The 26,812-nt window shown below is 62.7% G+C and carries 22 protein-coding genes and 1 tRNA gene; 7 read left to right on the plus strand and 16 right to left on the minus strand.

Annotated features, from left to right (window positions below; genetic code table 11):
* Positions 1 to 232: 232 nt before the first annotated feature.
* From ACODTZ_RS26200 to ACODTZ_RS26215, 4 genes are all read right to left on the minus strand, one after another.
* Positions 233 to 655, minus strand: a complete 423-nt coding sequence (locus ACODTZ_RS26200; protein WP_489029429.1) for an MAPEG family protein — start codon at positions 653 to 655, stop codon at positions 233 to 235.
* Between the two features lie 97 nt (positions 656 to 752).
* A complete protein-coding gene (locus ACODTZ_RS26205; RefSeq protein WP_489029260.1) occupies positions 753 to 1,310 on the minus strand; it encodes a hypothetical protein in 558 nt (185 codons plus the stop codon).
* Positions 1,310 to 2,794 carry an IMP dehydrogenase gene (gene guaB / locus ACODTZ_RS26210; RefSeq protein WP_112533549.1) on the minus strand — a complete coding sequence of 495 codons (1,485 nt, stop codon included), beginning with the start codon at positions 2,792 to 2,794 and terminating at the stop codon, positions 1,310 to 1,312. The genes ACODTZ_RS26205 and guaB overlap by 1 nt, the downstream gene beginning before the upstream one ends.
* A gap of 453 nt (positions 2,795 to 3,247) precedes the next feature.
* Positions 3,248 to 4,240 carry an MBL fold metallo-hydrolase gene (locus ACODTZ_RS26215; protein ID WP_111561939.1) on the minus strand — a complete coding sequence of 331 codons (993 nt, stop codon included), beginning with the start codon at positions 4,238 to 4,240 and terminating at the stop codon, positions 3,248 to 3,250.
* A 253-nt stretch (positions 4,241 to 4,493) separates the two neighbouring features.
* On the opposite strand from ACODTZ_RS26215, the gene ACODTZ_RS26220 reads away from it, so the two are divergent.
* Entirely contained in the window at positions 4,494 to 5,918 is a 1,425-nt protein-coding gene (locus ACODTZ_RS26220) for a DHA2 family efflux MFS transporter permease subunit (RefSeq protein ID WP_489029263.1), read from the plus strand.
* Positions 5,919 to 5,931: 13 nt separating this feature from the next.
* On the opposite strand, the gene ACODTZ_RS26225 is transcribed toward ACODTZ_RS26220, so the two are convergent.
* The 3 genes from ACODTZ_RS26225 to ACODTZ_RS26235 all read right to left on the minus strand — a co-directional run bounded on the left by ACODTZ_RS26225 (position 5,932) and on the right by ACODTZ_RS26235 (position 8,721).
* Positions 5,932 to 6,327, minus strand: coding sequence for a VOC family protein (locus ACODTZ_RS26225; protein WP_489029265.1), 396 nt, complete (start codon positions 6,325 to 6,327; stop codon positions 5,932 to 5,934).
* Between the two features lie 101 nt (positions 6,328 to 6,428).
* Entirely contained in the window at positions 6,429 to 7,148 is a 720-nt protein-coding gene (locus tag ACODTZ_RS26230) for an RlmE family RNA methyltransferase (protein ID WP_489029266.1), read from the minus strand.
* Positions 7,149 to 7,158: 10 nt separating this feature from the next.
* A complete protein-coding gene (locus ACODTZ_RS26235; protein ID WP_489029268.1) occupies positions 7,159 to 8,721 on the minus strand; it encodes a Ppx/GppA phosphatase family protein in 1,563 nt (520 codons plus the stop codon).
* Positions 8,722 to 8,980: 259 nt separating this feature from the next.
* On the opposite strand from ACODTZ_RS26235, the gene ACODTZ_RS26240 reads away from it, so the two are divergent.
* Positions 8,981 to 9,054, plus strand: a tRNA-Gln gene (locus ACODTZ_RS26240).
* A 136-nt stretch (positions 9,055 to 9,190) separates the two neighbouring features.
* Here ACODTZ_RS26240 and ACODTZ_RS26245 read toward each other — a convergent pair.
* From ACODTZ_RS26245 to ACODTZ_RS26265, 5 genes are all read right to left on the minus strand, one after another.
* Positions 9,191 to 10,054: a DUF2971 domain-containing protein gene (locus ACODTZ_RS26245; RefSeq protein ID WP_489029270.1), complete on the minus strand. Its 864-nt coding sequence runs from the start codon at positions 10,052 to 10,054 to the stop codon at positions 9,191 to 9,193.
* A gap of 156 nt (positions 10,055 to 10,210) precedes the next feature.
* Positions 10,211 to 10,945 (minus strand): methyltransferase, encoded by a 735-nt coding sequence (locus ACODTZ_RS26250; protein ID WP_489029272.1) that lies wholly within the window; start codon positions 10,943 to 10,945, stop codon positions 10,211 to 10,213.
* Positions 10,946 to 11,023: 78 nt separating this feature from the next.
* Positions 11,024 to 11,689 carry an NTP transferase domain-containing protein gene (locus tag ACODTZ_RS26255; RefSeq protein WP_081619898.1) on the minus strand — a complete coding sequence of 222 codons (666 nt, stop codon included), beginning with the start codon at positions 11,687 to 11,689 and terminating at the stop codon, positions 11,024 to 11,026.
* Complete coding sequence (locus ACODTZ_RS26260; protein ID WP_489029274.1) at positions 11,665 to 12,339, minus strand: HAD-IB family phosphatase; 675 nt, start codon at positions 12,337 to 12,339, stop codon at positions 11,665 to 11,667. The genes ACODTZ_RS26255 and ACODTZ_RS26260 overlap by 25 nt, the downstream gene beginning before the upstream one ends.
* Positions 12,340 to 12,341: 2 nt before the next feature.
* Positions 12,342 to 13,862, minus strand: a complete 1,521-nt coding sequence (locus ACODTZ_RS26265) for a CDP-glycerol glycerophosphotransferase family protein (protein WP_489029276.1) — start codon at positions 13,860 to 13,862, stop codon at positions 12,342 to 12,344.
* A gap of 430 nt (positions 13,863 to 14,292) precedes the next feature.
* Between ACODTZ_RS26265 and ACODTZ_RS26270 the strand changes: the two genes are divergently transcribed.
* Genes ACODTZ_RS26270 through pepT form a run of 3 tightly spaced genes read left to right on the plus strand, consistent with a single transcriptional unit; the run spans position 14,293 to position 19,015 of the window.
* Positions 14,293 to 17,013, plus strand: coding sequence for a DUF4118 domain-containing protein (locus ACODTZ_RS26270; RefSeq protein WP_489029278.1), 2,721 nt, complete (start codon positions 14,293 to 14,295; stop codon positions 17,011 to 17,013).
* The gene (locus ACODTZ_RS26275) at positions 17,010 to 17,738 is read left to right on the plus strand and encodes a response regulator transcription factor (RefSeq protein WP_489029280.1); all 729 of its coding nucleotides are present in this window, start codon (positions 17,010 to 17,012) and stop codon (positions 17,736 to 17,738) included. The genes ACODTZ_RS26270 and ACODTZ_RS26275 overlap by 4 nt, the downstream gene beginning before the upstream one ends.
* Before the next feature lie 44 nt (positions 17,739 to 17,782).
* On the plus strand, positions 17,783 to 19,015 hold the full coding sequence (gene pepT, locus ACODTZ_RS26280; protein WP_489029282.1) for a peptidase T: 1,233 nt from the start codon (positions 17,783 to 17,785) through the stop codon (positions 19,013 to 19,015).
* 213 nt (positions 19,016 to 19,228) lie between these two features.
* Here pepT and ACODTZ_RS26285 read toward each other — a convergent pair whose 3' ends face one another.
* Entirely contained in the window at positions 19,229 to 20,851 is a 1,623-nt protein-coding gene (locus ACODTZ_RS26285; RefSeq protein WP_489029284.1) for an ABC-F family ATP-binding cassette domain-containing protein, read from the minus strand.
* Positions 20,852 to 21,068: 217 nt separating this feature from the next.
* On the opposite strand from ACODTZ_RS26285, the gene ACODTZ_RS26290 reads away from it, so the two are divergent.
* Positions 21,069 to 23,138: an ATP-dependent helicase gene (locus ACODTZ_RS26290; RefSeq protein ID WP_489029286.1), complete on the plus strand. Its 2,070-nt coding sequence runs from the start codon at positions 21,069 to 21,071 to the stop codon at positions 23,136 to 23,138.
* Positions 23,139 to 23,595: 457 nt separating this feature from the next.
* Here ACODTZ_RS26290 and ACODTZ_RS26295 read toward each other — a convergent pair whose 3' ends face one another.
* From ACODTZ_RS26295 to ACODTZ_RS26305, 3 genes are read right to left on the minus strand one after another with little or no spacing between them, the layout of a single operon-like run.
* On the minus strand, positions 23,596 to 24,384 hold the full coding sequence (locus tag ACODTZ_RS26295) for an anti-sigma factor (protein WP_489029288.1): 789 nt from the start codon (positions 24,382 to 24,384) through the stop codon (positions 23,596 to 23,598).
* Positions 24,381 to 24,986 carry an RNA polymerase sigma factor gene (locus ACODTZ_RS26300; RefSeq protein ID WP_489029290.1) on the minus strand — a complete coding sequence of 202 codons (606 nt, stop codon included), beginning with the start codon at positions 24,984 to 24,986 and terminating at the stop codon, positions 24,381 to 24,383. The genes ACODTZ_RS26295 and ACODTZ_RS26300 overlap by 4 nt, the downstream gene beginning before the upstream one ends.
* Before the next feature lie 37 nt (positions 24,987 to 25,023).
* Positions 25,024 to 25,569: a tetratricopeptide repeat protein gene (locus ACODTZ_RS26305; RefSeq protein ID WP_289728712.1), complete on the minus strand. Its 546-nt coding sequence runs from the start codon at positions 25,567 to 25,569 to the stop codon at positions 25,024 to 25,026.
* A gap of 192 nt (positions 25,570 to 25,761) precedes the next feature.
* Here ACODTZ_RS26305 and ACODTZ_RS26310 point away from each other — a divergent pair, with 192 nt between their 5' ends.
* Complete coding sequence (locus ACODTZ_RS26310) at positions 25,762 to 26,811, plus strand: type III polyketide synthase (protein ID WP_489029292.1); 1,050 nt, start codon at positions 25,762 to 25,764, stop codon at positions 26,809 to 26,811.
* Position 26,812 lies beyond the last annotated feature (1 nt).

Raw genomic sequence — 26,812 nt, forward strand, 5'->3', positions numbered from 1 at the left:
ATCACGGATCAACTGATTTGGAAATCCCGAATCTGGTTTGGCGCGACACGCTTTAACGATCGGCAAAAGCTCAACCAAACCGGGGTGATAAGCCCTGATTTGGTCGGTTCCGGAGGGTAAATTTACGCCATTTTTAGGCCGAACACTGGCCGCGACACACTGCTAGCCATGTCGCTTATAGAAAACCGCCCGCATCGCTGATTCGTGGAGAGAGGCGATTGCTCCCGACCGCTCAGCCGTTCGGGAACATTATCCAGACGGCAAGCCAGACCCACATGACGCCGAGCACGAGATAGCCGGCGGCAAAGAGCGGGCTGCGGTAGCGCAGGTCGTTGCTGGTGACGTGGACGAAGGCGTGGACATAGCGCAAGGCGACGAAGATCCAGGCAAGCACGAGCGCGATCAGGTTGTCGGCTTCGGTCATGTAGAGAAGGATGCAGCAGGCGTAGAACAGCACCGGCAGTTCGTATTGGTTCGCCAGGCTGTTCTTGACGATCAGGCTTTCGGTCGGCTCGCCGCGGTTTTCGCGATAGTCGGATGCACGCACCTTGCCGGACTGCAGCATCTTCTGGCGACGGTAGCCGAGGAGCATGTAGAGCATATAGACCAGCGCCGCATGGGCGATGATGGGCCAGAACATCTCATAGCCTGTCATTCCGGTCATATGCTCGTCTCCTTTGCCAGTTTTCTTTTGGTGTCAGAGCTTTAGAGCAAACGAACCGGGGTTTCCAGTGTCGGTTTGGCCAGTGGCGTCAGCGATCCGTCGGCGGCACGATGCGGTAGACGAGGAAGCGCAGGATGACGATGACGCAGACCGTCAGGCTCGCGAATTTGAGGCTCGACGCCCAGGGCAGCAATGCCGCGGCGAAGCTCCACTCGGCGCCGCCGGCGAAGAGGTTGTCGGTCAGGATGTTCTCGGCGTAATCGGAGAAGCCGTAGAGGAAAGGCAGCGCATAGATCGCGGCGATCATCAAGGGATGCATCGGGCGATTGAAATAGCGGCCGGCGGGGCGCAGCTTGGCGAGAACAGTGAACAGAAACGCCGTCAGCACGAACGGCAGGATCAGATCGGGTCCGCGATGCATGGCGACAAGCAAGTCGCGCGCTTCCGGCTTTCGCTCGAGCAAGCCGCGCATGGCGTCGATATCGCTTGCATCATAGCGACCCAGCCGCGCTTCGAGCATCGCGGCGTGGGTCATATCCTGAAACGGCAGGACGTAGCCCAGGAGCATCCAGATGAAGACGCCGAGGGAGATGGCCGCGAGCAGCGCGACGACCGAGGTCGGAATACGGCTGCTCGCGTCGTTCATCAGGCGCCGGAACCCGGGTAGTTCGGGCTTTCGCGGGTGATGGTGACGTCGTGCGGATGGCTTTCGCGGAGGCCCGCGCCGGAGATGCGCACGAAGGTGGCGCGTTCCTGGAAGTCCTTGAGGTCCTTGCCGCCGACATAGCCCATGGCAGCCTTCAGGCCGCCGGCGAGCTGATGCAGAACGCCGGAGACCGGGCCCTTGTAGGGAACCTGACCTTCGATGCCCTCGGGAACGAGCTTCAGCGTGTCGCGTACTTCCGCCTGGAAGTAACGGTCAGCCGAGCCGCGAGCCATGGCGCCAACGGAGCCCATGCCGCGATAGGCTTTGAAGGAACGGCCCTGGTAGAGGTAGACTTCGCCCGGGCTTTCATCGGTGCCGGCAAGCAGCGAGCCGATCATGACCGCGGATGCGCCGGATGCGATCGCCTTGGCGACGTCGCCGGAGAACTTGATGCCGCCATCGGCGATGACGGGAATGTCCTGGGCGCGAGCCGCTTCGACCGCCGACATGATGGCGGCGAGCTGCGGAACGCCGACGCCTGCGACGATGCGGGTGGTGCAGATCGAGCCCGGGCCGATACCGACCTTGACCGCATCCGCACCTGCATCGATCAGCGCCTTGGTGCCATCCGATGTCGCGACGTTGCCGGCCATGACGCGGACGGAGTTGGAGAGCTTCTTGACGCGGGCGACGGCATTCAGAACGCCCTGCGAGTGGCCGTGGGCGGTATCGACGACGAGCAGGTCGACGCCGGCCTCGATCAGGCGCTCGGCGCGCTCGAAGCCATCGTCACCGACGCCGACGGCGGCGGCGGCGCGGAGACGACCCTGCGCATCCTTGGAGGCGTTCGGGTTGAGCTGCGACTTTTCGATATCCTTGACGGTGATGAGACCGACGCAACGGCCTTCGCCGTCAACCACCAGCAGCTTTTCGATGCGGTGGGCGTGCAGCAGACGCTTGGCTTCCTGCTGGTCGACGGTTTCCTTGACCGTGACGAGGCCCTCACGGGTCATCAGCTCATAGATCTTCTGGGCGGGATCGGAGGCGAAGCGGACGTCGCGGTTGGTGAGGATGCCGACGAGGCGGCCGGACTTCTCGACAACAGGAATGCCGGAGATGCTGTGGATCTTCATCAAAGCCAGCGCATCGGCAAGCGTCGCATCGGGGCCGATGGTCACAGGGTTGACGACCATGCCGCTTTCGAACTTCTTGACCTGGCGGACCTGCTCGGCCTGCTCGATCGGGGTCAGGTTCTTGTGAATGACGCCGAGGCCGCCGGCCTGCGCCATGGCGATCGCGAGACGGCTTTCGGTGACCGTGTCCATGGCGGACGAGATAATGGGTATGTTGAGTTCGAAATCGGTGGCAATGCGCGTCGCGACGCTGGTCTGGCCCGGAAGGACGTCGGAGTGACCAGGCTGCAGCAGCACGTCATCGAAGGTGAGTGCGTCTAAACCGGTCGGCGTTTCAATGATGCGAGCCATGGCCAATTCCTTATAAAAGAAAAATGCACCCTCACCCGGAACGTCTTATCCGCACCGGCGATGTGTAAGGTTGCTTTGGAAGTTGGCGAGGGCTGGTACCACGTCTATGGCGTTAAGGGAATAGTAAAAAATGTGGCCGGCCGTGGGTGGCGTGAGCGAGGGGAAAGAGCGGTCGCCATGCGCTCTCTTGCGCCGAAAGCACGTCGGCTAAGGTTTCGCGCCGCCCTCACCGCATCCTCATCGCTATGCCCGTCACAGGGATGCAGCGCGCTCAAGTCCTTGAGCGCAATGGACTCTTCTCGCCGCGCAGACGCGCGCCAGCTGGATTCCTTTGACGAGCACAGGAATAAGGGTGGAGAGAGACTGGCGCGCTTTCCCGCGGAGAAACACTCGTCAAAAACACGACAAGCCCGGCGCGGTGGCCGGGCTTGGTATGGCTGCCATGCAGCAGGATCAGAGGTCGAACTGATAGGTCTTGGGAACGAAGCGGTAGCCGCTTTCGTAGACTTCCGCATAGCCGACGGCCGGGAAGGGCATGTGGTAGCCGAGGAACGGCACCTTGTCGGCTGCGATCATGTCGAACACCTTCTTGCGGGTGGCGGCTGCCTGCGCTTTATCCATATCGAAGCGGACTTCCCAGGTCGGGTTCTGCAGCGACAGGATATAGTGGTTGGCGGTGTCGCCGGTGGCGATCAGGCGCTTTCCATCCGACTCGATGTTGAAGATCATGTGGCCGGGTGTGTGGCCCGGCGCCATCATCGCGGTGATGCCGGAGGCGATCGTGTCGCCTTCGCCGATGAAGGTCATCTTCTCGGCCAGCGGCACGACATTGGCGAGAACAGCCTTCTGGTTGCCCTCGGCCGGCGTTCCCTCGCGGGCCTTGTCGGTCCAGAAGTCGTATTCGGTCTTGCCGGCGATGTAGCGGGCCTTGGCGAAGGCCGGCTTGCCGCCTTCCATCAGGCCACCGATGTGATCGCCATGCAGATGGGTGAGCGCGACGATGGTGATGTCGTCGGTCGAATAACCTGCAGCCTTGAGGCCGGCTGCGAGCTGGCCGTTGCCCTTGGCGCGGCCGCTTTCGCCGAAGCCGGTATCAACCAGGATCACGTCGGAGCCGGTATCGACCACGAAGGGCGCGAAGGTGTTGACGAACTTGTCCGTCGGCAGGAAGTTCTTGGCGAGCAGCGCCTGAACGGTCTCCGGCGTCTGGTTGGTGCCGAAGGTTTCATTCGGCTTTTCGCCAACCACGCCACCGTCCTTGACGACGGTGAACTTGAAGGAGCCGAGCTTGAACTGATTGAACTGGGGCTGCGTCGTCGCATCCATCTTGGTGTTGTCTCCGGTTGCGGCCATCACGGCCGTCTCTTTCAAAATCATCGGCGCTGCCAGCAGGCCAACGCCTGCCGCTACAAACGCGCGCCTGTTCATCCCCATCGAAATCGCCATGTTCCATCCTTTGTAATAACGCACGGCGCATTGGCGCGCCGCCCCCGTCGTCATCGCGGATCACCGTTTATCGCAATCCGCTGAAACGAACATATGTCAATTCCGCGCGTTAAAATCCCTGAACCATCCGCCTCACGCAGACGTGATGCATTCGCATTTCCTAAGATGAATGCGCACTTGGCAGATGCCGGTGCGAGGACTAAAGAGCAGTTGCTTCCAAGCCGCCTTTGCTAGACCCCCAAGGCTTTCGCGCATGAACCGCATTGTTCCCCTGATCCTTGCCGTCGCGCTCTTCATGGAGCAGATGGATTCCACCGTCATCTCGACCGCGCTGCCGGCGATCGCCAACGACCTGCATGTCGGGCCCATCACGCTGAAGCTGGCGCTGACATCCTATATGGTGTCGCTCGCCGTCTTCATCCCGATCAGCGGCTGGATGGCGGACCGGTTCGGCGCCAAGCGCATCTTCCGCCTCGCCATCTGCGTCTTCGTCGTCGGCTCGATCTTTTGCGCGATCTCGTCCGGCCTGATCGAATTCGTCGTCGCCCGCTTCCTGCAGGGCATGGGCGGAGCGATGATGACGCCGGTCGGCCGCCTGGTTCTGTTGCGCACCACCAAGCGCAGCGATCTCGTCTCGGCGATGGCGCTGCTCACCATCCCGGCGCTGGTCGGGCCGCTCGCGGGACCGCCGCTCGGCGGCTTCATCACCACCTATTTCACATGGCACTGGATCTTCCTGATCAACGTGCCCGTCGGCATCATCGGCGTGTGGCTGGCGACGATCTTCCTGCCCGAGGTCGAGGCGACGGCGCCGCCGAAGCTCGATATCACCGGGTTTGTGCTGACCTCGTTTGCCGCCGCTGGCGTGGTCTTCGGCCTCTCCGTCGTCAGCCTGCCTGCGCTGCCGCCGATCATCGGCATCGCGGCGACCGCGATCGGCGTCATCTGCGGCGCGCTTTATGTGCGCCACGCGAGACGGCACCCGGCACCGATCCTCAATCTGCAGCTGTTCAAAAACCCGACCTTCCGCGCATCGACGACGGGCGGCACGCTGTTTCGCATCTGCATCGGCGCCATGCCTTTCCTGACGCCGCTGATGCTGCAGCTCGGTTTCGGGCTGACGCCGTTCCAATCCGGCCTCATCACATTCGCCGGCGCGATCGGCGCAATCACCACGAAGTTCATGGCCAAGCGGGTGTTTGCGGCCGTGGGCTTCCGCTCGACACTGTTGACGGCGGCGGGCGTGACCACGCTGGTGACTGTGACCACCGGCTTCTTCACGCCGACCACGCCACATCTCGTCATCATCCTGGTACTGTTGATCGGCGGCTTCTCGCGCTCCTTCTTCTTTACCGGCGTCAACGCGCTTGCCTATGCCGATATCGACGATGCGCAGGCGAGCCAGGCGACCTCAATGAGCTCGGTCATGCAGCAGATCAGCCTAGCGCTCGGCGTGGCCGTGGCCGCGGCGATCCTGGAGACCTCGATCTTCATTCGCGGCGAAGCGCTGCAGGTGGTGGACTTCCACGTTGCCTTCTACGTCATCGCGGTGATGACCGTGGTTGCCACCATCCCCTTCATCCGCATGGACAAGCATGCCGGCGCGCTGGTCTCCGGCCATCGCGTCAAGCCGCTCGCGCCAAGCGTGCTGGAGGCGGAACAGCAGGCGGTGAAGTAATCGTCCGCGACGTTTATTCGGCCGCCGGCTCCGGCGCTTCGCAGACGGCGCTCAGCTTGTTGCCATCGGGATCGCGCACGTAAGCCGCGTAGAAATTGGCGTGGAAGGGGCGCAAGCCCGGCTCGCCTTCGCTGACGCCGCCGGCCGATATCGCGGCACGATAGAAGGCATCGACATCCGCCCTGGTCTCGGCCGCGAGCGCAATCATGGTGCCATTGCCATTCGAGGCGTGGCGGCGATTGAAGGGGGTGACGATCCACAGCCGGCAGCGGATATCGCCATCGGCGGCGTAGCCGATCTCTTCTTCCGAATAGCGCTGGCGGCGATAGCCCAGCACGGGGAGCACGACATCATAGAAATGCCGGGCCTGGTCGATGTCGTTGGTTCCGAGCGTGACGTAAAGCAGCATTGATATCCGCGGTCATTCCGGTCTTGGGCCAATCATGCCCTGTCTTGGGCCCGCAGGGACGGTCCCGGGAGTGTCATACTCCACCCGGAATACCGCTAAAATCAAGCCTCCGTTTCGTCGGCCTCAGCCTTGCGTCCCTTGAAGCCCTTGGCGAGCAGGAACATCTCGACGGATTCGGCGCGCGAGGACGCCGGCTTGACATGGACGACCTGCTTGAAATTCTGCTTCAGCAGATTGAGCAGGTCCTTTTCCGTGCCGCCCTGAAAGGTCTTGGCCAGGAAGTGACCGCCCTCGCCCAGAACCTCGATGGCGAAATGCGCGGCGACTTCGCACAGATGCATGGTGCGCAGATGGTCCGTTCTGTGGTGGCCCGTGGTCGGCGCCGCCATGTCGGAGATGACGAGATCGGGCGTGCCGCCAACCGCTTCCATCAGCTGGTCAGGCGCCGTTGGATCGAGAAAGTCGAGCTGCAGGATTTTGACGCCGGGGAGCTGTGCCATCTCCAGGAAGTCGATGGCCGCGACGCGGATGTGCTCATCCGTCGAGCCGGTGACCTTGGCGGCGATCTGCGACCAGCTGCCCGGTGCGGCGCCGAGATCGATGATGCGGCGCGCGCCCTTCAGGATGCCGTGCTTCTCGTCGATCTCAAGCAGCTTGAAGGCGGCGCGGGCGCGGTAGCCCTCGAGCTGGGCGCGCTGCACATAGGGATCGTTGATATGGCGCTGCAGCCACTGGCGCGAGGACGCCTTCATCTTCTTGTTCTTGACGCGCTGGCCGAGCTTGCGGCCGGTGCGGTTGCCCGCAATGGTTGGCTTGGTCATAGCTGATCCCCTATTTGCCGCGTTGGCCGCGGCGGTGGCGATGGCGCCGCCAGACGCCATCATCCGCCATCATGTCTGTGAGAAGGCCTTCCCTCAAGCCACGATCGGCAACGCGCATGCGCGGGCTCGGCCAACGGCGGCGAATGGCCTCGAGAATAGCGCAGCCTGCCAGCACCAGATCGGCGCGATCGGGCCCGATGCAGGGATTGGCGGCGCGGCTGGCGAAATCCCAGGAGAGGAGCTTCGCCTGCATGGCCGAGACCTCGTCATCGGACAGCCAGATGCCATCGACCTTGCGCCGGTCGTAGCGCGGCAGATCGAGATGGACACCGGCAAGCGTGGTGACCGTGCCCGAGGTGCCGATCAGGTGAAAATCGCCGAGATCGCCATCGATGACGGGGCAATCGAAGCCGGAGAGCATGCCCTCGACCTCAAGCACCATGCCTTCGAAGACATCGGGCGTGACATCGCGGCCGCCATGGCGCTCGGACAAGGTCACGACGCCGACGGGCAGCGAGGTCCAGTGGGTGATGTGGTTGGCAAGCCGGCTGAAGCGGCTGTCGCCGATGCGGATGACCGCAATCTCGGACGAGCCGCCGCCGATATCGAAGAGCACGACGGAGCGCGTCTCGCGCCCGACCAGCGAGGAGCAGCCGGAGACGGCCAAACGCGCCTCGGTCTCGCGATCGATGATCTCAAGTTCGAGCCCCGTCTCGGCGACAACGCGCTGAAGGAACTCCTCGCCGTTGCTTGCCTGGCGGCAGGCTTCGGTGGCGATCAGCCGCATGCGGCGGATCTCGCGGTTCTTCAGCTTGCCGGCGCAGACGCGCAGTGCATCGACGGCGCGGTCCATGGCATCGTCGGACAGACGCCCGCTCGCAGCCAGCCCCTCGCCAAGGCGCACGATGCGCGAGAAGGCATCGACGACGCGAAACTGGCCCGGACGGGTCGGCTGCGCGATCAAGAGACGGCAATTGTTGGTGCCGAGGTCGAGCGCGGCGTAGAGCTCGTCCGGCCAGGGATGGGCGGAAGCCGGCCGTTCGCCGCGCTCCTGATGATGACGCTGGACGCGATTGTCGTTTTCGCCGCGCGCTTCCTGCGCGGGACCACGGCCGACATTGGGCTCACTCGCGGGCGCTTGCGCGGGCTGATGGCCTGATGGTTTTGTCTGCGCCAGCGGCCGACCTTGCAGGCCACGCTTGCCGCGATGCTTGCGACGGCCGCGCTTTCCCGAAGCCGCGTCGCCATCATGCGCGCTCGCGCGATTGGCGGATGCGGCCTGATCACCCTGTTGCTGCTGTCTTGGAGCACCCTCGCTCGACGCACCGGAACCGCGACGGCGGCGCTTGCGCTTGCGGGCCGATGTCTCGGCCGCAATGTCCGTTGGACGTGCATCCATTGGGCGCGCTGCCTCGCCGGCGATGCCGGAGGGGGCATGCGAAGCGGCCTGAGCTGCATTGCGGGATTGCCCGCCACGCTTGCCCTTGCGGCGCCTGGATTTCTTGCCATCCTTGCGCGCTGCCGCCGACGCCCCGTCAGATTGCGACTTAAAGCCGCCTTCGGGGTCTTCCACGTTGTTTTTCCACCGCGCCGCGCAAGTCCTGAAGGATGAACTCCTGGAGGTATGCTGCTGGCGCTCGTTCGATTTTGCGTTGGCGCGAAGATACCAGCGCTCGGCCAAAACGACAAATTCTTTTTCCCAACCCTCAAGAATCCGCCTCTTCCAACACTCCACAACGCCGTTCAAATTTTTTTCAAACAGCTATTTGCATTCCGCGATGATTTGGTTATAAGCGCCGCACAGCAGCCAAGCACGCTTCGGCAGCGACTGCTGGGGAATAGTTCAATGGTAGAACGACGGACTCTGACTCCGTTAATCTTGGTTCGAGTCCAGGTTCCCCAGCCAAATTTTACCTTTGGAAAAACCACATTAGATTTTCTGATAATTGAATGATTTGGTCGCGGATCACAACGTGATCTGGATTTGTCAGGCACGACATTTCACAGCCTATCTGTCTTCGCTACTCCGTACAAATCGATAGCTACGGTCTGAACGCGCAGCGAGATCGCACAACATCGAACCTTCTATATCCTCGCTCTTTGAGCTTTGCGCAAACATCGTCTATTGACGACGTATTATTGGGTCCGAGCACGACAAGCGATATCGCGCCCTTAGGATCCCATTGTCTTGAGCGGTAGCGACCGAATGGCTTGCTAAAATATGGAATATCTACACCGTCTCTGTTTCGATGCTGCGGCGCCTCGGTGTAGACCTCAGTACCATCGCGAAGCCAGCCGATCGGAAGACCAGTGGGCTCCTTCGCCATATCGGAAAACAGAAGTCGAATTTCGTCTTCGTGCTGCCAACTGTTGTCTTTTACAGCCGTAATAAGGGTGAGAAGCTGAGTTACTGGCCCAATACGCGCCACGAAGTCCGTGTGGCTTCCAAACAGAGGCGCGACTATCGCTGACACATCGTCATGGAGTGCATCGAAGTAGTTTTCAGCAACATATTTGACCCGTTGAATTCGTAACGGCATATCATTGAAGGCGCTGGGCCTGAAACCTATTACGAAGCCGCGACCACGATCTGTATATTCTTGCCACATCGGGAGTTGATCAGACTTCAGCGAGAGGCTCGAAGAATACATTCCGAATCGATTTCGCATGTTCGAGAGGTCAATTTTGACGCTGGCGTAGGCTGCGCGCTCCCGTGGGCTGTTAGATCTTGCAATGAGCTGCGAAATTACGGTGTCAAGCACCGCTGCCAGCTGCAGCTCTTTTGGGTCGTTTGCGTGCTGCAGGTCACTTAGCCAAAGTGATCCGTTCGCCGTGATTCCGTCGAAACTTCCAGGCCCGCAATAGTGAAACAGCGTGGTTGTGGGACGATATTCGAGAAACGCCATGGGGGCTGCATTCGATCCACTTTAGGAGGTGACGCGTCACTTATGCAATTTCAGCGAAATTCGGTCAATCGATCCTGACGCAGGCAAAATCTCCATAACTTGGAGACGCGCATCTTAGGTGACCTTGTCTAGCCGCCATCACAATCCACCTCTCCCTCACCCCCGCCGCAGCGTAAAATACCGCTGCGCCGTCTCCGCCCTATTCCGCAGCGCCGGTGGGAACGCATACTCGCCGCAGACCTCGAACACGAAGCCCGCCTTCAGCAGCGTGTCGGTCATCACCTCGGTCAGTTCCGCCGTCGTGCGGTAGATGGCGTTGTAGACTTCGTCGAGTTCTTCGGAGAAATGCTCCTTCAGCGTCAGGCGGACGTCGAGTTCGGACAGCGATTCGCGAACGTAGATCGTGGCGTTCGGGGCCGCGAGCTTGGCGATCATCTTGAAGGTGTCGTGGACGGCTTCGTCGTTGAGATAGATGAAGAGGCCGGTGATCAGGAAGAAGTCGAAGGGCGGTTGCAGCTTGAAGTCTTCGACGGCGATCCGGGGGACTTCGACGACCTGGAACTGGACGTTTTCATCGTCGCCGATCTCGGCCTTGGCGCGGGCGATCAGTTCTTCGGAGAAATCGAAGCCGAGATACTGGTTGCCGTTGTTGTTGTAGAAGGTGGCGAGGCGGCCGGCGCCGCAGCCGAGTTCAAGGATCTTCGACGGGCGTTCGAGGCGCGGCAGCAGATGCGTCTTCTCGTGGATGTCGCGGTCAACCGCGATCGTCGAGCCCTCGGATTGCAGCATCACGGCGTTGACGGCATTGCCTTCCTTTTTGGCACGACCATTGAAGAAATCGCGGACCTTCAAGGCGTCGATGCTTTCCTGGTCCTTGTATATGCGGCTCATGCTCGGTTCCGTTTCGTGACTGTTTGCTTGAAGCGTGTCGGTGTCGCAAAGCCGCTGCGCACTTTTGCGCGACATGCTTCAGCCGGCCAGCGCCTGCAGATTGAAGTAGTGGAGATTGTCCCGCGCCAGCGCCAGATCCTGCTCGCTGTCGATCTCGTAGGCGATCACTTCGTGGGTGCGGATCGGCAGGAACTGCCTGAGGTGCTCATAGACCGCCGTGTTGCCGATATCGGCGAAGTAATCGACCGGCAGCCAGGCGATGTTGGCCCATTCGTATTCGGTCGGGTCGTCGCGGCGGAAGCTTACGGCAAGGCCGTCCTCGCGGGTGAGGAAGACGGCGTCGCGGGTCTTGGTCTTGGTGATGCCGAGCTGCGCCACGCCGGGTTCGCAGGAGGCGAGGAAAGCTGCGAAGCTTTCCGGCTCGACCAGCATGTCGCCATCCATGAACAGGCAATCGCCCTTGATGTAGCGGCCGCCGAGCTCGTAGCTGTGCAGCGTCGTCGTGCTGCGGAAGCCGGGGTTGCGCACGACGAGCACATCCGGGCGGATGGCGCGGATCGCCGCGATGACGGCCTTTTCCTCGAAGCCGACGATGACGCGAACGTCCTCGACATCCTTCAGCAGCGACAACAGATGCTTGATGATCTTGACGCCTTCGATCTCGACCAGGCACTTCGGCTTGCCATGGCCCAGCCGCGAGCCGAGGCCGGCCGCCGCGATTACAGCGTGTTTAACAGACGGCATAGCGACTTCCCATCGAGAGCGACATAGTTGGACACGGAGACCAGCGCGTCGGGCGCGCCATGCAGGCCGGTAAAGGCAATGCCGATGTCGGCGACGTCGAAGAGCGGCACGTCGTTGAAGCCGTCGCCGATCGCAACGAGGCGGTCGAACTCGTCCTTCAGCTCAAGGCCGGCGACGTTCTTGCGCATGACCATGTCGAGGCCGGTGATCCAGCCGTTCTTGTCGGTCGTGGCTGTCGAGGTGTAGAAGCGGCAGCCGAGGCGCTCGACCAGCGGCGCGATCCAGAGATCGAGATTGCCTGTGACGACGAAGCAGCGATCGCGATTTTGGCGGATGAACTGCTCGATATCGGGATCGAACTCGACCTCGGAGACGATCGACTGGATGCGATCGAGGCCGGCGCTGCGCAGGATGGCGAAGCGCAGCCGGAAGGAATCCTCGAAGGGGATCATGCCCGACATGGTGAGCTCGGTCAGAAGCCGCATTTCGGCTTCGAGGCCAAGCTCGGAGGCGATCATCGGCAGCAGTTCGGCGCGGGTGATCGTCCCATCGAGATCGAAGGCGAAGCCGGTGCCACGCTTGTGGCCGTGAACGGCACCCGTCTCGTTGACGACAGGCAGTGTTAATGCATGCTGTTGCGCGCGGTACATGCTCAGGACCTCGACGTCTGGATATCGGCTGCGATGGAATCAAGAATGATGCTGGAGGCCGGCTCGGCGTGCGGGAGCAGCACCTTCAGAAGCTCTTCGCGCTCCTTCACCAGCTGCCAGGCTTTGCCGTCCTTGTAATCAAGCGCCACCTGGCGCAGCTGATTGAAGGTCTCGACGCGGTGGGCGGCGCGTTCGGCAAGCCGGCCCAGCGCGTTGAAGGCGGCGTGGACACCGGAATCGATGAAGATGAGCGGCTTTTCGAAGAGGTGGTATTCGGTGAGGAAGGAGACGCCGTCGGTGATCATCAGATCGGAGGCGTCGAACAGCTCGCCATAGGTGCCTTCACGAATGGCGCAGTTGGGCAGCGCCGACCAGGCATCGAGATAGCGTTGATAGGAATTGTCGCGGAAGAGGCCGCTTTGCTCGGCGCCGAAGGCCAGCGCGGGATGCGGCTTCAGCACGAACTGGATATCCTTGGCGGAGCGGGCCCATTCCAGCATCTGCTTGTAGATCTTATGGAAAACGCCAAAGCCGAAGCCATTGACGGCCAACGAGTGATGCGGCGCCCAGACGACGCGGAAGCTGCGCCCGTTCGGCTCGGCGATCGGCCATTCGCCTTTGCCCTTGGCCTCCATCAGCTTGTTGAGCTTGGGATAGCCCGTCAGCACGAATTTGTCGGGATCGGAATGCGCGAAGGAGCGGTAATAGGACTGCGTCATCTCCGTCTCGCAGAAAACCTTCCAGGCGAGGCGGTGATATTGCTGGTCGTAGTTGTCGCTATAGGCCTCGTCGTCCTCACCCTTGGCATCCGGGTTGGCAAGCACGCCCATCCCATAGGGCACCACGCAGATGCGGGCGAAAGTGATCTCCATCGTTCTCAGGCCATGCGGGACCGGAGAATCCCACTGCTGCTGGCGGAAGACCACGTCTGGCATCAGATTGCGCACGATATCCAGCCCGTCGAAGGAGTGCATATCGAGGCGTATGTGCGGGACACCCAGCGCATTCAGCCCAGCATGCACCTCATCCTCGCCCGAGAACTCCGCCACGCCGAGCTGGCTGTTGTCGATCGATACGACCATGGGGTGATAGCGATCGTCCTCGGTCATCGCCCAGTAAACATCGGCCAGTGCATCCCACATCGGGATCGACTGGACGATGAAGACGCAACGGATCTTCGGCGTCGCGGGGCCAAGCCGGCGCAGCGTCAGATGGCTGACCTGCTTCAAGACGTGCATGCCGACACCAAGGCTGCCGAGGCGTGCGTCGAACTTGGTCAGCACTTCCTTGGTGAGCGGCACCTTGTCGTGATTGTTCAACTCGATCGCCGTCTTGACGATCTCGCTCATCTGCTGCGGCAGGGCCGTGAGCTGCGAATGAAATGTCTGCAGCAGCTTGGCGATTTCGAACTGGACCGAGCCCTGCGTATCGATGCGCTGGGTCAACTCTTCGACTTGCGCCTTCAACGATGCCAATTCGGCAAGGGTCTCGGCCGAAGAATTGCTTGGCTCGGTCTTGGGCATTCAGATCGCCTTCGTACTTTCAAGAACGGCATTCCGCCGAACGCAGGTCTGCTTCTTTATCCGCCAACCCTAGGGCGGCAAGCTTTCGCCAAACTGGCCTGAATGCCGGCTTTTCCACCTCCAACGGCCTTCGATCGGACCAGCGCACTTATAAGATTTTTATATTGGCGGCTTTTCCCGCGTCTCGAACCTTAATGTGCTTTGGTTGCATATTGATGGCCGGGTGATCCTGGGATTGGACCCGCGGCGGCCCTTTTGAGATTCCGCGCGTGGCGAAAGCACGGTGTGGACGGGGCAAGGTGGAGGCACTTTCTCGGGAAGCCTGTGGTCAATGTTCTCAAGTTGAACCAGAGGCTTGATGCTTCTATGAGTGAGTGAAACGTCTCGGGCGTGGCCCCCTCATCCGACCGCGAGGAAAGAACAACACCGCATGCCAGACGACAACCGCGAACAGGCCGGACGGCCCTCGCCCGAGGCGCTTCTTGAAAAGGCGCGGGCGGAGACGCGTGGGCGGTTGAAGATCTTTCTGGGGGCAGCGCCCGGCGTCGGCAAGACCTATGAGATGCTGGCCTCCGGGCGCGCGAAGATCGCAGATGGGGTCGATGTGGTGGTTGGCGTCGTCGAGACGCATGGCCGCAAGGAGACGCAGGCGATGCTTGCGGGCTTCGAGATCGTGCCGCGCGTGACAGTCGACTACAGGGGCCGGCGGCTGGAGGAGATGGATATCGACGCCATCATCGCCCGCAAGCCCGACCTCGTGCTGGTCGACGAACTCGCCCACTCCAATGCCGAGGGCAGCCGGCATCCGAAGCGCTATCTCGACGTGAAGGAGCTGCTCGACCGCGGCATCGACGTCTATTCGACGCTCAATATCCAGCATGTCGAGAGCCTGAACGACGTCGTCTCGCAGATCACCCGCATCCGGGTGCGCGAGACTGTGCCGGACAAGGTGATCGACATGGCCGACGACGTCGAGATCATCGATCTCACGCCCGACGACCTGATCAAGCGTCTTCATGACGGCAAGGTCTACATGGCCAATACCGCCGAGCGGGCGCTGACCAATTACTTCACGCCGGGCAACCTGACGGCGCTGCGCGAGCTGGCGCTTCGGCGCACCGCGCAGCGGGTGGACGACCAGCTTTTGAACCACATGCAGGCGCACGCAATCTCCGGCCCGTGGGCGGCGAGCGAGCGTGTACTCGTATCGGTCGATCACCATCCGGCCTCGGCGTCGCTGGTGCGCTATGCCGCGCGCATGGCCTCGCGGCTGAGGGCGCCCTGGGCCGCCGTCTATGTCGAGACCAACCGCTCGATCAATCTCAGCGAGGCCGAGCGCGACACACTAGCCGCCAATCTCAGGCTGGCCGAACAGCTCGGTGGCGAGGCGATCACCGTTCCGGGGCGCGAGACGTCGGAAGAGCTGATCCGCTACGCCGCTTCCAACAACGTCACCCACATCGTGATCGGCGCGCCGAAGCAGCCGACATGGCGCGAGTGGTTCTCGCCGTCTGCCGCCGATCTCCTGATCCGCAAGGCGGGCGATATCAGCGTTCACGTCATTTCGGGCGACGAGCAGAAGACTGGTGCGCAACGCGGCGTCAAGGCGGCAGCGGCGCGACCAGCCTTCGACCTCAGAGCCTATCTGCTGGCGGTGGTTTATGTGGCGATCGCGCTTGTCGCCGGCATCGTGCTCGACCAGGTGCTCGACGTGCGCAATCTGGCGCTGGTGTTCCTGATGGCAGTGCTGACCTCGGCGGTGCTGCATGGGCTCAGGCCGGCGCTGTTTTCCTGCCTGCTCGGCGCGTTTGCCTTCAACTTCTTCTTCCTGCCGCCGCGCTACACGCTGACGATCAGCGATCCTGAGAGCGTGCTGGCGCTGTTCTTCTTTCTCGGCGTGGCGATCGTCGCGAGCAACCTGACGGCAACAGTGCAGCGGCAGGCATCCGCGGCGCGGCAGCGGGCGCGCACCACCGAGGATCTCTATCTCTTCTCGAAGAAACTGGCAGGCACCGGCACGCTTGACGACGTGCTCTGGGCAACGGCCTTCCAGTTGGCTTCAATGCTGCGGGTGCGGGTCGTGTTGCTCCTGCCCGAGAACGGGACGATCGCAGTCAGGGCCGGCTATCCGCCCGACGATACGCTTGACGACGCAGACATCGCGGCTGCGCGCTGGGCCTGGGAGCACAACCACGCCGCCGGGCGCGGCGCCGACACGTTGCCCGGCGCCAAGCGGCTCTATGTGCCGCTGCGCACCGGACGCGCCGCCGTCGGCGTGATCGGGCTCGACAGCGACCGCCGCGACGGGCCGCTTCTGACGCCTGAGCAGCAGAGATTGCTCGACGCGTTGGCGGACCAGGCGGCGCTGGCGATCGAGCGTATCCAGCTCGTCGCCGATGTCGACCAGGCGAAGCTTGCGGCAGAGGCCGACCGTCTGCGCTCGGCGCTGTTGACCTCGATCTCGCACGACCTGAAGACGCCGCTTGCCGCAGTGCTTGGGGCCTCCACCACGCTGCGCGACTATTTCGCCTCGATGAGCGAGGAGGACCGCAAGGACCTGCTGTCTACCGTGGTGGACGAATCCGAGCGGCTGAACCGCTTCATCGCCAACCTGCTCGACATGACCCGGATCGAATCCGGGGCGATGGAGCCGAATTCGGCGCTGCACGATGTCGGCGATATCGTTGGCAGCGCGTTGCGCCGCGCGGCCAAGATCCTGTCGCATCACGGCGTGCATGTGACCATCCCGGCCGATCTGCCGACTGTGCGGGTCGATCCCGTCCTCTTCGAGCAGGTGCTGTTCAATCTCATCGACAATGCCGCGAAGTATGCGCCCGAGGGCTCCACCGTCGAGATCAAGGGCTGGACCGGCACCGGCGATGTGATGGTGCAGGTCGCCGACAGCGGGCCGGGCATTCCTGACGATGATCTCAACCGCGTGTTCGACACTTTCTATCGGGTGCGTAAGGGCGACCAGGTGCGGGCCGGCACAGGACTTGGCCTCTCTATATGTCGCGGTTTCGTCGAGGCGATGGGCGGCACCATCACTGCTGCCAACCGGCCTGACCGATCGGGCGCCGTCTTCACCATCAAGCTGCCTCGCCCCCAAGAGATCACGAATGACATCACGAAGCTGGAAGATATGAAATGACCGGTTCGCCCGTGAAGATCCTCGTCGTCGACGACGAGCCCCCTATCCGTAAGCTCCTGCGCGTCGGCCTGACGGCGCAGGGATACGAGGTGCATGAGGCGCCGGATGCGGCGACCGCGCGCGCGCTTGCAGGCGAGGTCGGCCCCGATCTCATCGTGCTCGACCTCGGCCTTCCCGACACGCCGGGCCACGCGCTGCTCGGCGAATGGCGCGAACAGGGGCTGACCACCCCCGTCGTGATCCTCTCCAGCCGCACCGATGAAGGTGGGATCGTCAAGGCGCTGGAGACGGGCGCGGACGACTACGTGACCAAGCCCTTCGGCATGAACGAGCTCGGCGCCCGCATTCGCGTGGCGCTGCGCCACCGGCTGCAGCAGCAGGGCGAGAAGGCAGTATTTCGCACTGGCGGGCTGTCGATCGACCTCGTCAAGCGGATCGTCAAGGTGGACGAGCGCGAAATCAAGCTGTCGCCGAAGGAGTACGACATCCTGCGCGTGCTGGCGCAATATTCCGGCAAGGTGCTGACGCATCAATTCATGCTGAAGCAGATCTGGGGACCAGCGGCGGATGTGCAGTATCTGCGCGTCTATGTGCGCCAGCTGAGGCAGAAGATCGAGGCCACGCCCGACCAGCCGCAATACATCACCACCGAAACCGGCGTCGGCTACCGGCTGCGCGAGGCGGACCTGTCTGCAACCGAAAATGCTTCACCAGCAGGCGGATGAAGGATAGAGCAGTGATCGGTTGAAAAAGACGAATGGACCGCATCATGACCGATACCGTTACCGACCGCTTCCTGCGCTATGTCGTCATCGACACGCAATCCGACCCGCAATCGCCGAGCCAGCCCTCCACCGAGAAGCAGAAGAACCTCGGGCGCGTGCTGGTCGAGGAACTGCTGGCGATCGGTATTTCGGACGCGCATCTGGACGAGCACGGCTATATCTATGCGACCATTCCCGCCAATACCGACAAGCAGGTACCCGTCATCTGCTTCTGCTCGCATATGGACACGGCGCCCGATTTCAGCGGCACCAACGTCAAGCCGCAGATCCTGCGCAACTACGAGGGCGGCGATATTCGCCTGACCGGCGATCCGCAGCAGGTGATCCGCGTGAGCGAGCATCCGGAACTGAAGAACCAGATTGGCAACGACATCATAACCACCGACGGGACGACGCTGCTCGGCGCCGACGACAAGGCGGGGATCGCCGAGATCATGACGGCGGCGCAGTTCCTTGTCGCCAATCCCGACATCAGGCACGGCACGATCAAGATCCTGTTCACGCCGGACGAAGAGATCGGCCGCGGCGTCGATAAGGTGGACCTGAAGAAGCTCGGCGCCGATTTCGCCTACACGATGGATGGTTCAACGGCGGGACATATCGAGGACGAGACGTTTTCGGCCGATGGCGTCGAGATCACCATCCAGGGCGTTGCGATCCATCCGGGTTTCGCCAAGGGCAAGATGGAAAACGCCATCAAAATAGCCGGCGCCATCATCGACCGGCTGCCAAAAGACATCGGCCCCGAGACGACCTCGGGCCGGCAGGGCTTCATTCATCCGACCGGGGTGACCGGCGCGATGGAGAAGGCCGAGATCGGGCTGATCATCCGCGATTTCGACAATGCGGGACTGACGACCAAGGAAGAGATGCTGGAAGCGATTGTAAAGGACGTGATGTCGGGCTATCCGGGCTCGACCTACACGTTCGAGGTCAAGCAGCAGTATCGCAACATGAAGGAAGTGGTCGACCGGCACCCCGATATCGTCGAGAATGCCATCGAGGGCATTCGCCGCGCCGGGATGGAACCGAAGCGCGGCAGCATTCGCGGCGGCACCGACGGCTCGCGCCTCTCCTTCATGGGCCTGCCCTGCCCCAACATCTTCGCCGGCGGCCACGCGTTTCATTCCCCGCTGGAATGGGTGAGCCGGCAGGATATGGAGCGGGCGGCCAAGACGATCGTCGAGATTGCCAGGGTTTGGGAGGAGCGGGCTTAGGCGTCCGGCGGCGTCCAGCTTCCATTCGGTCTTTGAAGGCGATGGGGCGGCCACACTCTCCGCCCTCATCTCTGTGCTTGTCACAGAGATCCAGCCGACGCGCGTCTGCGCGGCGAAAGGACTTTTCTCGGCCCAAGGACTTGGGCCCGCTGGATCCCGGCACAAGGCCGGGATGAGGGAGAGCGAGGAGGACGTACCGCCCCACCCCTTCCATTATCCCCGCAGACCCGGCGCTTCCTGGCCGGTGCGTTCGACATATTCGGTGTAGCCGCCGCCGTACTGATGGATGCCACCGGGCGTCAGTTCCAGCACGCGGTTGGAGAGCGCCGCCAGGAAGTGGCGATCGTGGCTGACGAAGAGCATGGTGCCCTCGTACTGCGACAGCGCCTTGATCAGCATTTCCTTGGTGTCGAGATCCAGGTGGTTGGTCGGCTCGTCGAGGACGAGCAGGTTGGGCGGGTCGAACAGCATCTTGGCCATGACGAGGCGCGCCTTTTCGCCACCCGACAGAACCCGGCACTTCTTTTCGACATCGTCGCCCGAAAAGCCGAAGCAGCCGGCAAGCGCGCGCAGCGGCGCCTGGCCGGCCAGCGGGAAACTATCTTCCAGCCATTCGAGAACCGTGCGTTCGCCATCGAGCAGATCCATGGCGTGCTGGGCGAAATAGCCGAGCTTGACGCTGGCACCGAGCGCAACCGTGCCCTGATCCGGCTCGGTGGAGCCCGTGACCAGCTTCAGCAGCGTCGACTTGCCGGCGCCGTTGATGCCCATGATGCACCAGCGCTCCTTGCGGCGAACCATGAAGTCGAGGCCTTCATAGATCGTGCGGCTGCCGTACTTCTTGTGAACGTTCTTCAGGTTGATCACGTCTTCGCCGGAACGCGGCGCGGGAAGGAACTCGAAGGCGACCGACTGGCGGCGCTTGGGCGGCTCGACGCGGTCGATCTTTTCCAGCTTCTTGACGCGGCTCTGCACCTGCGAAGCGTGTGAAGCGCGCGCCTTGAAGCGTTCGATGAACTTGATTTCCTTGGCAAGCATGGCCTGCTGGCGTTCGAACTGCGCCTGCTGCTGCTTCTCGTTCTGGGCGCGCTGCTGCTCGTAGAAAGCATAGTCGCCGGAATAGGAGGTGAGCTGGCCGCCATCGATCTCGATGATCTTGCCGACGATGCGGTTCATGAACTCGCGGTCGTGCGATGTCATCAGGAGCGCGCCGTCATAGTTCTTCAGGAACTCTTCCAGCCAGATCAGGCTTTCGAGATCCAGATGGTTGCTCGGCTCGTCGAGCAGCATGACATCAGGGCGCATCAACAGAATGCGGGCGAGCGCCACGCGCATCTTCCAGCCGCCGGAGAGGCCGCCGACGTCGCCGTCCATCATTTCCTGGGTGAAGCTCAGACCATCGAGCACTTCGCGGGCGCGGCCCTCGAGCGCGTAGCCATCCAGCTCCTCGTAGCGCGCCTGCACCTCGCCGTAGCGCTCGATGATGCGATCCATCTCGTCGAGCTTGTCGGGATCGACCATCTCGGCTTCGAGTTCGCGCAGTTCGGCGGCAACGACGCTGACGGGGCCGGCGCCTTCCATGACCTCGGCCACGGCGCTGCGGCCCGACATTTCGCCGACATCCTGGTTGAAGTAACCGATCGTGACGCCCTTTTCACCGGCGACATTGCCCTCATCGGGCTGCTCCTCGCCTGTGATCATGCGGAAGAGCGTCGTCTTGCCGGCGCCGTTCGGGCCGACGAGGCCGATCTTCTCGCCCTTGTTGAGCGCCGCCGAGGCCTCGATGAAGAGGATGCGGTGGCTATTCTGCTTGCTGATATTTTCGATGCGGATCATGGGAAGCGTGGTCCAAAACAGGTTTTCGGCGCCCTTATGCCATGCAAGACCTGAGATGTCGCCCGTTTTCCGCAGTGCACCAAATGTTCGATCAACACCGTTTCCCTGTGGTGACAGAGACGCGGGACTTCCAAACATCAGGGAGCACTGATACGTTCCATATTTGTTCCCGAGTCGCGCTTTTGCCGCGACGCGTATGCTAGAGGCTGAAGAATAGATGCAGGCGGCGGCCTATCTCGAGAAACTGAACGAGCGGCAGCGTCTTGCCGTGGAGCATGGGGTCGGTCAGGGACCGGATACGACGGGCGGTCCGCTGCTGATCATCGCCGGCGCCGGATCGGGCAAGACCAACACGCTGGCGCACCGGGTGGCGCATCTGATCGTCAACGGCGCCGATCCGCGGCGTATCCTCTTGATGACCTTCTCGCGCAGAGCGGCGTCCGAGATGGCGCGGCGGGTGGAGCGCATCTGCCGCCAGGTGCTGGGTGCCAATTCCGCCGTGATGACCGACGCGCTGACCTGGGCCGGCACCTTCCACGGGATCGGCGCGCGGCTGCTTCGGATCTATGCCGAACAGATCGGCCTCAATGTCGATTTCACGATTCACGACCGGGAAGACAGCGCCGACCTGATGAACCTCATCCGGCACGAGCTTGGCTTCTCCAAGACTGAAAGCCGGTTTCCGACCAAGGGCACGTGTCTGGCGATCTATTCGCGCACCGTCAATTCCGAGACGCCGCTCACCGAGGTGTTGAAGACCTGGTATCCGTGGGTGGCGACCTGGGAAGAGCAACTGCGCGAGCTGTTTGCCTGTTATGTCGAGGCCAAGCAGGCGCAAAACGTGCTCGATTACGACGACCTCCTGCTCTACTGGGCGCAGATGGTGAGTGATCCGGAACTGGCAGCCGATATCGGTGGGCGTTTCGACCATGTGATGGTCGACGAGTACCAGGATACCAACCGGCTGCAATCCTCCGTGCTGATGGCACTGAAGCCCGGCGGACGTGGCTTAACCGTCGTCGGCGACGACGCGCAGTCGATCTATTCATTCCGGGCGGCGACGATCCGCAACATTCTCGACTTCCCGAAAACCTTCGAGCCGCCGGCCGATATCATCACGCTCGACCGCAACTATCGCTCGACGACGACGATCCTTGCCGCCGCCAATGGCGTTATCGAGCTGGCGCGCGAGCGCTTCACCAAGAACCTCTGGACCGACCGGCAATCCGAAGAGCGGCCGAAGCTGCTCACCGTCAAGGACGAGAACGACCAGGCGAACTACATCGTCGAGCAGGTGCTCGCGAACCGCGAAGTGGGGATGACGTTAAAGCAGCAAGCGGTGCTGTTTCGCACCTCCTCGCACAGCGGCCCGCTCGAAGTGGAGCTGACGCGGCGCAACATCCCCTTCGTCAAGTTCGGCGGGCTGAAATTCCTGGATTCGGCGCATGTGAAGGACATGCTGGCGATCCTGCGCTTTGCGCAGAACCCGCGCGACCGGGTCTCGGGCTTCCGCCTCTTGAAGATGCTGCCGGGGATCGGGCCGCAGACGGCGGGCAAGATCCTGGACACGATCGCCGCCGACCCTGAGCCGCTGATGGCGCTCGCCGAAATCCCGCCGCCGGCCAAGACCGGTGAGGGCTGGCCGGCGCTGGTGCAGCTGCTCGAAGGATTGCGCAAGGCAAACGGGCCATGGCCCGCCGAGATCGCGCAGGCGCGAGAATGGTACGAACCGCATCTCGACCGCATCCACGAGGACGCCGACACCCGCAAGGCCGACCTGTTGCAGCTCGAGCAGATCGCGTCGGGCTATGCCAACCGCGAGCGCTTCCTCACCGAACTGACGCTCGACCCGCCCGACGCCACCAGCGACCAGGCCGGCGTGCCGCTGCTCGACGAAGATTATCTCATCCTCTCCACCATCCATTCGGCCAAGGGGCAAGAGTGGCGAGCGGTGTTCATGCTCAACGTCGTCGACGGCTGCATCCCCTCCGACCTCGCCGTCGGCACGACGCAGGAGATCGAGGAGGAGCGCCGACTGCTCTATGTCGGCATGACGCGGGCAAAGGACAGCCTGACGCTGATCACCCCGCAACGCTTCTTCACCAGCGGCCAGCACGGCCAGGGTGACCGGCATGTCTATGCATCGCGCACGCGGTTCATTCCGGTGACGCTGCTGCAATATTTCGAGACGGCGGCATGGCCTGTGGTGGTCGCGACGCCTTCGGAGCGGAGTACGCAGCAGATAAGGGTGGATGTGGCGGCGCGGATGCGGACGATGTGGCGGTAGGGTGTGTGGGGGTTGTTGAGGGTGGGCAGCTGGCGTTGTGCCTGGAAGCCCCCTCATCCCCGGTGCAACAAGTTGCACCTGACCTGCCGCCACCTTCTCCCCGCGGGGGAGAAGAGACTCGTGGTGGGCCGCCTGCGCCGACCTCCCCTTCGCCCCAACGGGGAGAAGGTGGCCCGAAGGGTCGGATGAGGGGGCTCCGGGCACTGAGTCTGCCAGCTAATTATTTGATGTAGCTTAGATTTGGCGTTTTGCCGTGGGGTACCCCCCTCTGCCCTGCCGGGCATCTCCCCCACAGGTGGGGAGATTGGCTGGGCGCGGCCGCTCGTTCCACGCTCATTGTTTGGCTCTGAACAAGCCACGAGTCGATCTCCCCCCTTGTGGGGGAGATGTCCGGCAGGACAGAGGGGGGTGCCACACGGCACACCGCCACCGTCCGTTCATCAGACGTACGTCCCACTCAAACCGCCAACCGCATCCTCACATCCCCCGCCAACGCCTTCATCCGCTCCGGCGACGCATGGCCGATCAGCATGAAGGCGTGCGTCTTATCCGACCAGTAAACAACATTCATGCCCTTGCGGGCTTCGACATCAGGCGGCTTGGGGCCGTCGTCGGAGCGGACGATGCAGAGGGCCAGGGGGCCGGTCTCGGGATCGAGGTAGGCGAGCTGGGCGAGTGGCTGGTCGTCATATTGCAACAGCAGCGCCCGCTTGAAATCGACGCCCTGCAGCGCGATCGCTTCCGGAGAGAGGCGCAGGCCGAGCCTTGCTTCGACGGCTGACAGCTGATCTGCCTGCGACGCAAGCGACGGCACCGGTCCCGCCAGTGTTTCAGGCGTGTAGAGCGCGATGTAATCGGCGACCGTGGCGCGCCATTCGCTGCTTTCATCGGTGGCGGCGAGCTGCCGGCTGAGCCCGATGAAGGCGCGGTCGGCGATGACGCCGGCAACCAGGCAGGCGGCGAGCGCGCCGAGGAAGCGGCGGCGGCTGGGGGCCGGCGCTGTCGCTGGTGTGGCGGAGAGACGCGAGAGGATGGCTTCGAGCTCGGCCTTCGGCGCCTGAGCGAGGAGCGGATCGAAGGCCTGCGCGAAGGGCAGGCTGGCGCGCGACAGGAACTCGAGGCGGGCGGCCAGCTCGGTGTCCGTTTCGAGCAAGGCTTCGAGGCGCGCGGCTTCAGCGGCTGGCAGTTCGCCGTCGAGATAGGCGGTCAGTTCCTCGTCGGAGGGGATCGTGGTCTTGTCGGTCATCGTCCACCCTCCTCCTTCAGATTGCCGGCCAGGGTCGCGCGGGCGGCGGCGAGCCGGCTCATGACGGTGCCGATCGGGATGTCGAGCACGGCGGCCACCTCCTTGTAGGACAGGCCCTCGACATAGGCCAGGAAGACCGCGGCACGCTGCGCATCGGGCAGCGCGCCAACGAGACGAAGCACCTGAGCGGCCATGACATGCGTCTCCGTTTCGCGCGCACCATCGACGACGAGCGCCTGCTCGGCATCGACGAAGCCCTGCCCTTCGCGGACCCGCCGCGAGCGGATTTCATTGAGCCAGATCGAATGAAGAATGGCAAACAGCCAGCGGTCGAGCCTGGTGCCCACCTGAAACTGCGCAGCCCTCTCCAGAGCGCGCACGCAGGTCTGCTGCACCAGATCGTCGGCCACGTCGCGGCGATGCGAGAGCACGAGACCATAGCGCCAGAGCCGCGACAGGTTTTCCGTCAGACCGCTCCTGATATCGGATTCGCTTGCGATGGCCGCCTCCGCCACGGGGTTTGCCGAAGACCGCGCTGGACGAGCCGGCGCGGTCTTGTTGGCGTGACTATAGGCAGGAAATGTCGTGTAGGCGACGACCATCGGCATGTTCCTCGTCACATTATCGGGCGTTCGCGCCTCAAATCTTCGACGGATCGGTGATCGCTTCGTTGAGATCGCGATATTCCTCGCAACTGGTGCCGCACAGCGTCTTGATGGTGCCGAGCTGCTCCTTGGCGAGATCGATGCGACCCTTGATGACATAGGCTTCGCCGAGATATTCGCGGACCTTGGCGTATTGCGGATCGAGCTGGACCGACTTCAGATAGTAGGAAATGCCTTCATCCGTGCGTCCGAGCTTACGCGTTGCGTAGCCGCGATAGTTCAGCGCCTCGGCGGTGTTCTGGTCCTTCAGCGTGTCGAGCATGGCCAGCGCTTCGTCGTAACGGCCCGCCTTGGCCAGCGAGTAGGCGTATTCGGTGCGGTTGTCGTCGGTGATGTTGGCGCCCGACTGCTTGACGCATTTCTGCGTCTTCTTGTCATAGACCTCACCCTTCTTGCAGGTCGGCGTGGTGGCAGCGCCGCTATCGTCGCCGCCGGCGGCGAAAGCAGGCGCGGTGAACGCGAAGGCGGCGATCGCGCCGCTGATGAGGACGGATGCAATCCGGGAGGTTGCTGAGGTCATGATGTATCTCCTTCGGGACAAGACGGGTTGGTCTGGAAGACAGGGTTGCGGCGAATGAACACCGCAGTCGGCTGGTTTATTCGGCGGGCATCCCGATTTTTCCGATCACCGTTTCGTGAGAGCCAGCGGCGAATAAAGCTCGGTCTGGCGTGTTTGCTCCGCGTGCGCCGGGGGACGAACAGGAGCATTTTCGTGAAAGAGACCGTCAAACTACTCAGCCTCGCCACCGCGGCGCCACTGCATGTCATCACGCAGGAGGAAGCCGCGGAGACGTCGGCACGGCTGTTTTCCAGCCGGCTGAAGGACTTCGCGCATCTAGTGCCGGTCTTCACCAATGCCGGCATCCGCACGCGACACGCCGCGCGGCCACTCTCATGGTTCACCGAGCCGCATGGCTGGGAAGACCGCATGCAGGCCTATCAGGAGGAGGCACGAAGCCTGTTTCGGCGGACCGTCACGGCGGCGCTCGATCAGGCTGGCCTTAAGGGCGCCGATGTCGATTGCATCGTCACGGTTTCCTCGACCGGCATCGCGACGCCGAGCCTCGATGCGCAGCTGGCCTCCGAGATCGGGTTTCGGACGGATGTCGAGCGCCTGCCGGTGTTCGGCCTCGGCTGCGCGGCAGGCGTTTCGGGCTTTGCGATCGCGGCGCGGCTCGCCAAGGCGCGGCCCGGCGCGACCGTGCTCTTCGTCTCGATCGAGCTTTGCACACTGGCATTCCGGCTGGACGAGCTGACGCGGGCAAATATCATCGCGACCGCGCTGTTCGGCGATGGCGCGGCGGCCTGCATCTTGCGGGCTGGGCCGGAGGGGCTTGCCGCTGTCGAATCCACCGGGGAGCATCTGTTTCCCGATACGCTGGGGATCATGGGCTGGAAGATCGACGACACCGGCTTCGGGATCGTGCTGGCGCAATCCCTGCCGCCCTTCGCGGAGAAGGAGCTGGGGCCGGCGATCGACGGCATTCTCGGCCGCAACGGGCTGAGCCGGGATGATATCGACCGCTTCATCTGCCATCCCGGCGGGGCGCGCGTGCTGGCGGCGCTGGAAACCGCTCTTTCGATCCCGTCCTCGGCGCTCGACCATGAGCGGGCGGTGCTTGAGGAATACGGCAACATGTCGTCGCCGACGGTGCTGTTCGTGCTTGAGCGCATGCTGCGTGAGGGGTTGCCGAAGCGGGCGGCGATGATTGCGATGGGGCCGGGCTTTTCGGCCAGCTGTGTGACGTTGACGAGGGCCTGAC

Source organism: Rhizobium sp. FG113 (genome assembly GCF_057809895.1).

What these genes read in the sequence shown, in the direction of transcription:
- ACODTZ_RS26205 (WP_489029260.1), bottom strand. Translation starts at nt 1,310, where the DNA reads ATGAACGACGCGAGCAGCCGTATTCCGACCTCGGTCGTCGCGCTGCTC.
- ACODTZ_RS26265 (WP_489029276.1), bottom strand. Translation starts at nt 13,862, where the DNA reads ATGCCCAAGACCGAGCCAAGCAATTCTTCGGCCGAGACCCTTGCCGAA.
- ACODTZ_RS26200 (WP_489029429.1), bottom strand. Translation starts at nt 655, where the DNA reads ATGACAGGCTATGAGATGTTCTGGCCCATCATCGCCCATGCGGCGCTG.
- ACODTZ_RS26270 (WP_489029278.1), top strand. Translation starts at nt 14,293, where the DNA reads ATGCCAGACGACAACCGCGAACAGGCCGGACGGCCCTCGCCCGAGGCG.
- ACODTZ_RS26275 (WP_489029280.1), top strand. Translation starts at nt 17,010, where the DNA reads ATGACCGGTTCGCCCGTGAAGATCCTCGTCGTCGACGACGAGCCCCCT.
- ACODTZ_RS26220 (WP_489029263.1), top strand. Translation starts at nt 4,494, where the DNA reads ATGAACCGCATTGTTCCCCTGATCCTTGCCGTCGCGCTCTTCATGGAG.
- pepT (WP_489029282.1), top strand. Translation starts at nt 17,783, where the DNA reads ATGACCGATACCGTTACCGACCGCTTCCTGCGCTATGTCGTCATCGAC.
- ACODTZ_RS26215 (WP_111561939.1), bottom strand. Translation starts at nt 4,240, where the DNA reads ATGGCGATTTCGATGGGGATGAACAGGCGCGCGTTTGTAGCGGCAGGC.
- ACODTZ_RS26250 (WP_489029272.1), bottom strand. Translation starts at nt 10,945, where the DNA reads ATGAGCCGCATATACAAGGACCAGGAAAGCATCGACGCCTTGAAGGTC.
- ACODTZ_RS26300 (WP_489029290.1), bottom strand. Translation starts at nt 24,986, where the DNA reads ATGGTCGTCGCCTACACGACATTTCCTGCCTATAGTCACGCCAACAAG.
- ACODTZ_RS26245 (WP_489029270.1), bottom strand. Translation starts at nt 10,054, where the DNA reads ATGGCGTTTCTCGAATATCGTCCCACAACCACGCTGTTTCACTATTGC.
- ACODTZ_RS26290 (WP_489029286.1), top strand. Translation starts at nt 21,069, where the DNA reads ATGCAGGCGGCGGCCTATCTCGAGAAACTGAACGAGCGGCAGCGTCTT.
- guaB (WP_112533549.1), bottom strand. Translation starts at nt 2,794, where the DNA reads ATGGCTCGCATCATTGAAACGCCGACCGGTTTAGACGCACTCACCTTC.
- ACODTZ_RS26255 (WP_081619898.1), bottom strand. Translation starts at nt 11,689, where the DNA reads ATGCCGTCTGTTAAACACGCTGTAATCGCGGCGGCCGGCCTCGGCTCG.
- ACODTZ_RS26225 (WP_489029265.1), bottom strand. Translation starts at nt 6,327, where the DNA reads ATGCTGCTTTACGTCACGCTCGGAACCAACGACATCGACCAGGCCCGG.
- ACODTZ_RS26230 (WP_489029266.1), bottom strand. Translation starts at nt 7,148, where the DNA reads ATGACCAAGCCAACCATTGCGGGCAACCGCACCGGCCGCAAGCTCGGC.
- ACODTZ_RS26260 (WP_489029274.1), bottom strand. Translation starts at nt 12,339, where the DNA reads ATGTACCGCGCGCAACAGCATGCATTAACACTGCCTGTCGTCAACGAG.
- ACODTZ_RS26305 (WP_289728712.1), bottom strand. Translation starts at nt 25,569, where the DNA reads ATGACCTCAGCAACCTCCCGGATTGCATCCGTCCTCATCAGCGGCGCG.
- ACODTZ_RS26285 (WP_489029284.1), bottom strand. Translation starts at nt 20,851, where the DNA reads ATGATCCGCATCGAAAATATCAGCAAGCAGAATAGCCACCGCATCCTC.
- ACODTZ_RS26295 (WP_489029288.1), bottom strand. Translation starts at nt 24,384, where the DNA reads ATGACCGACAAGACCACGATCCCCTCCGACGAGGAACTGACCGCCTAT.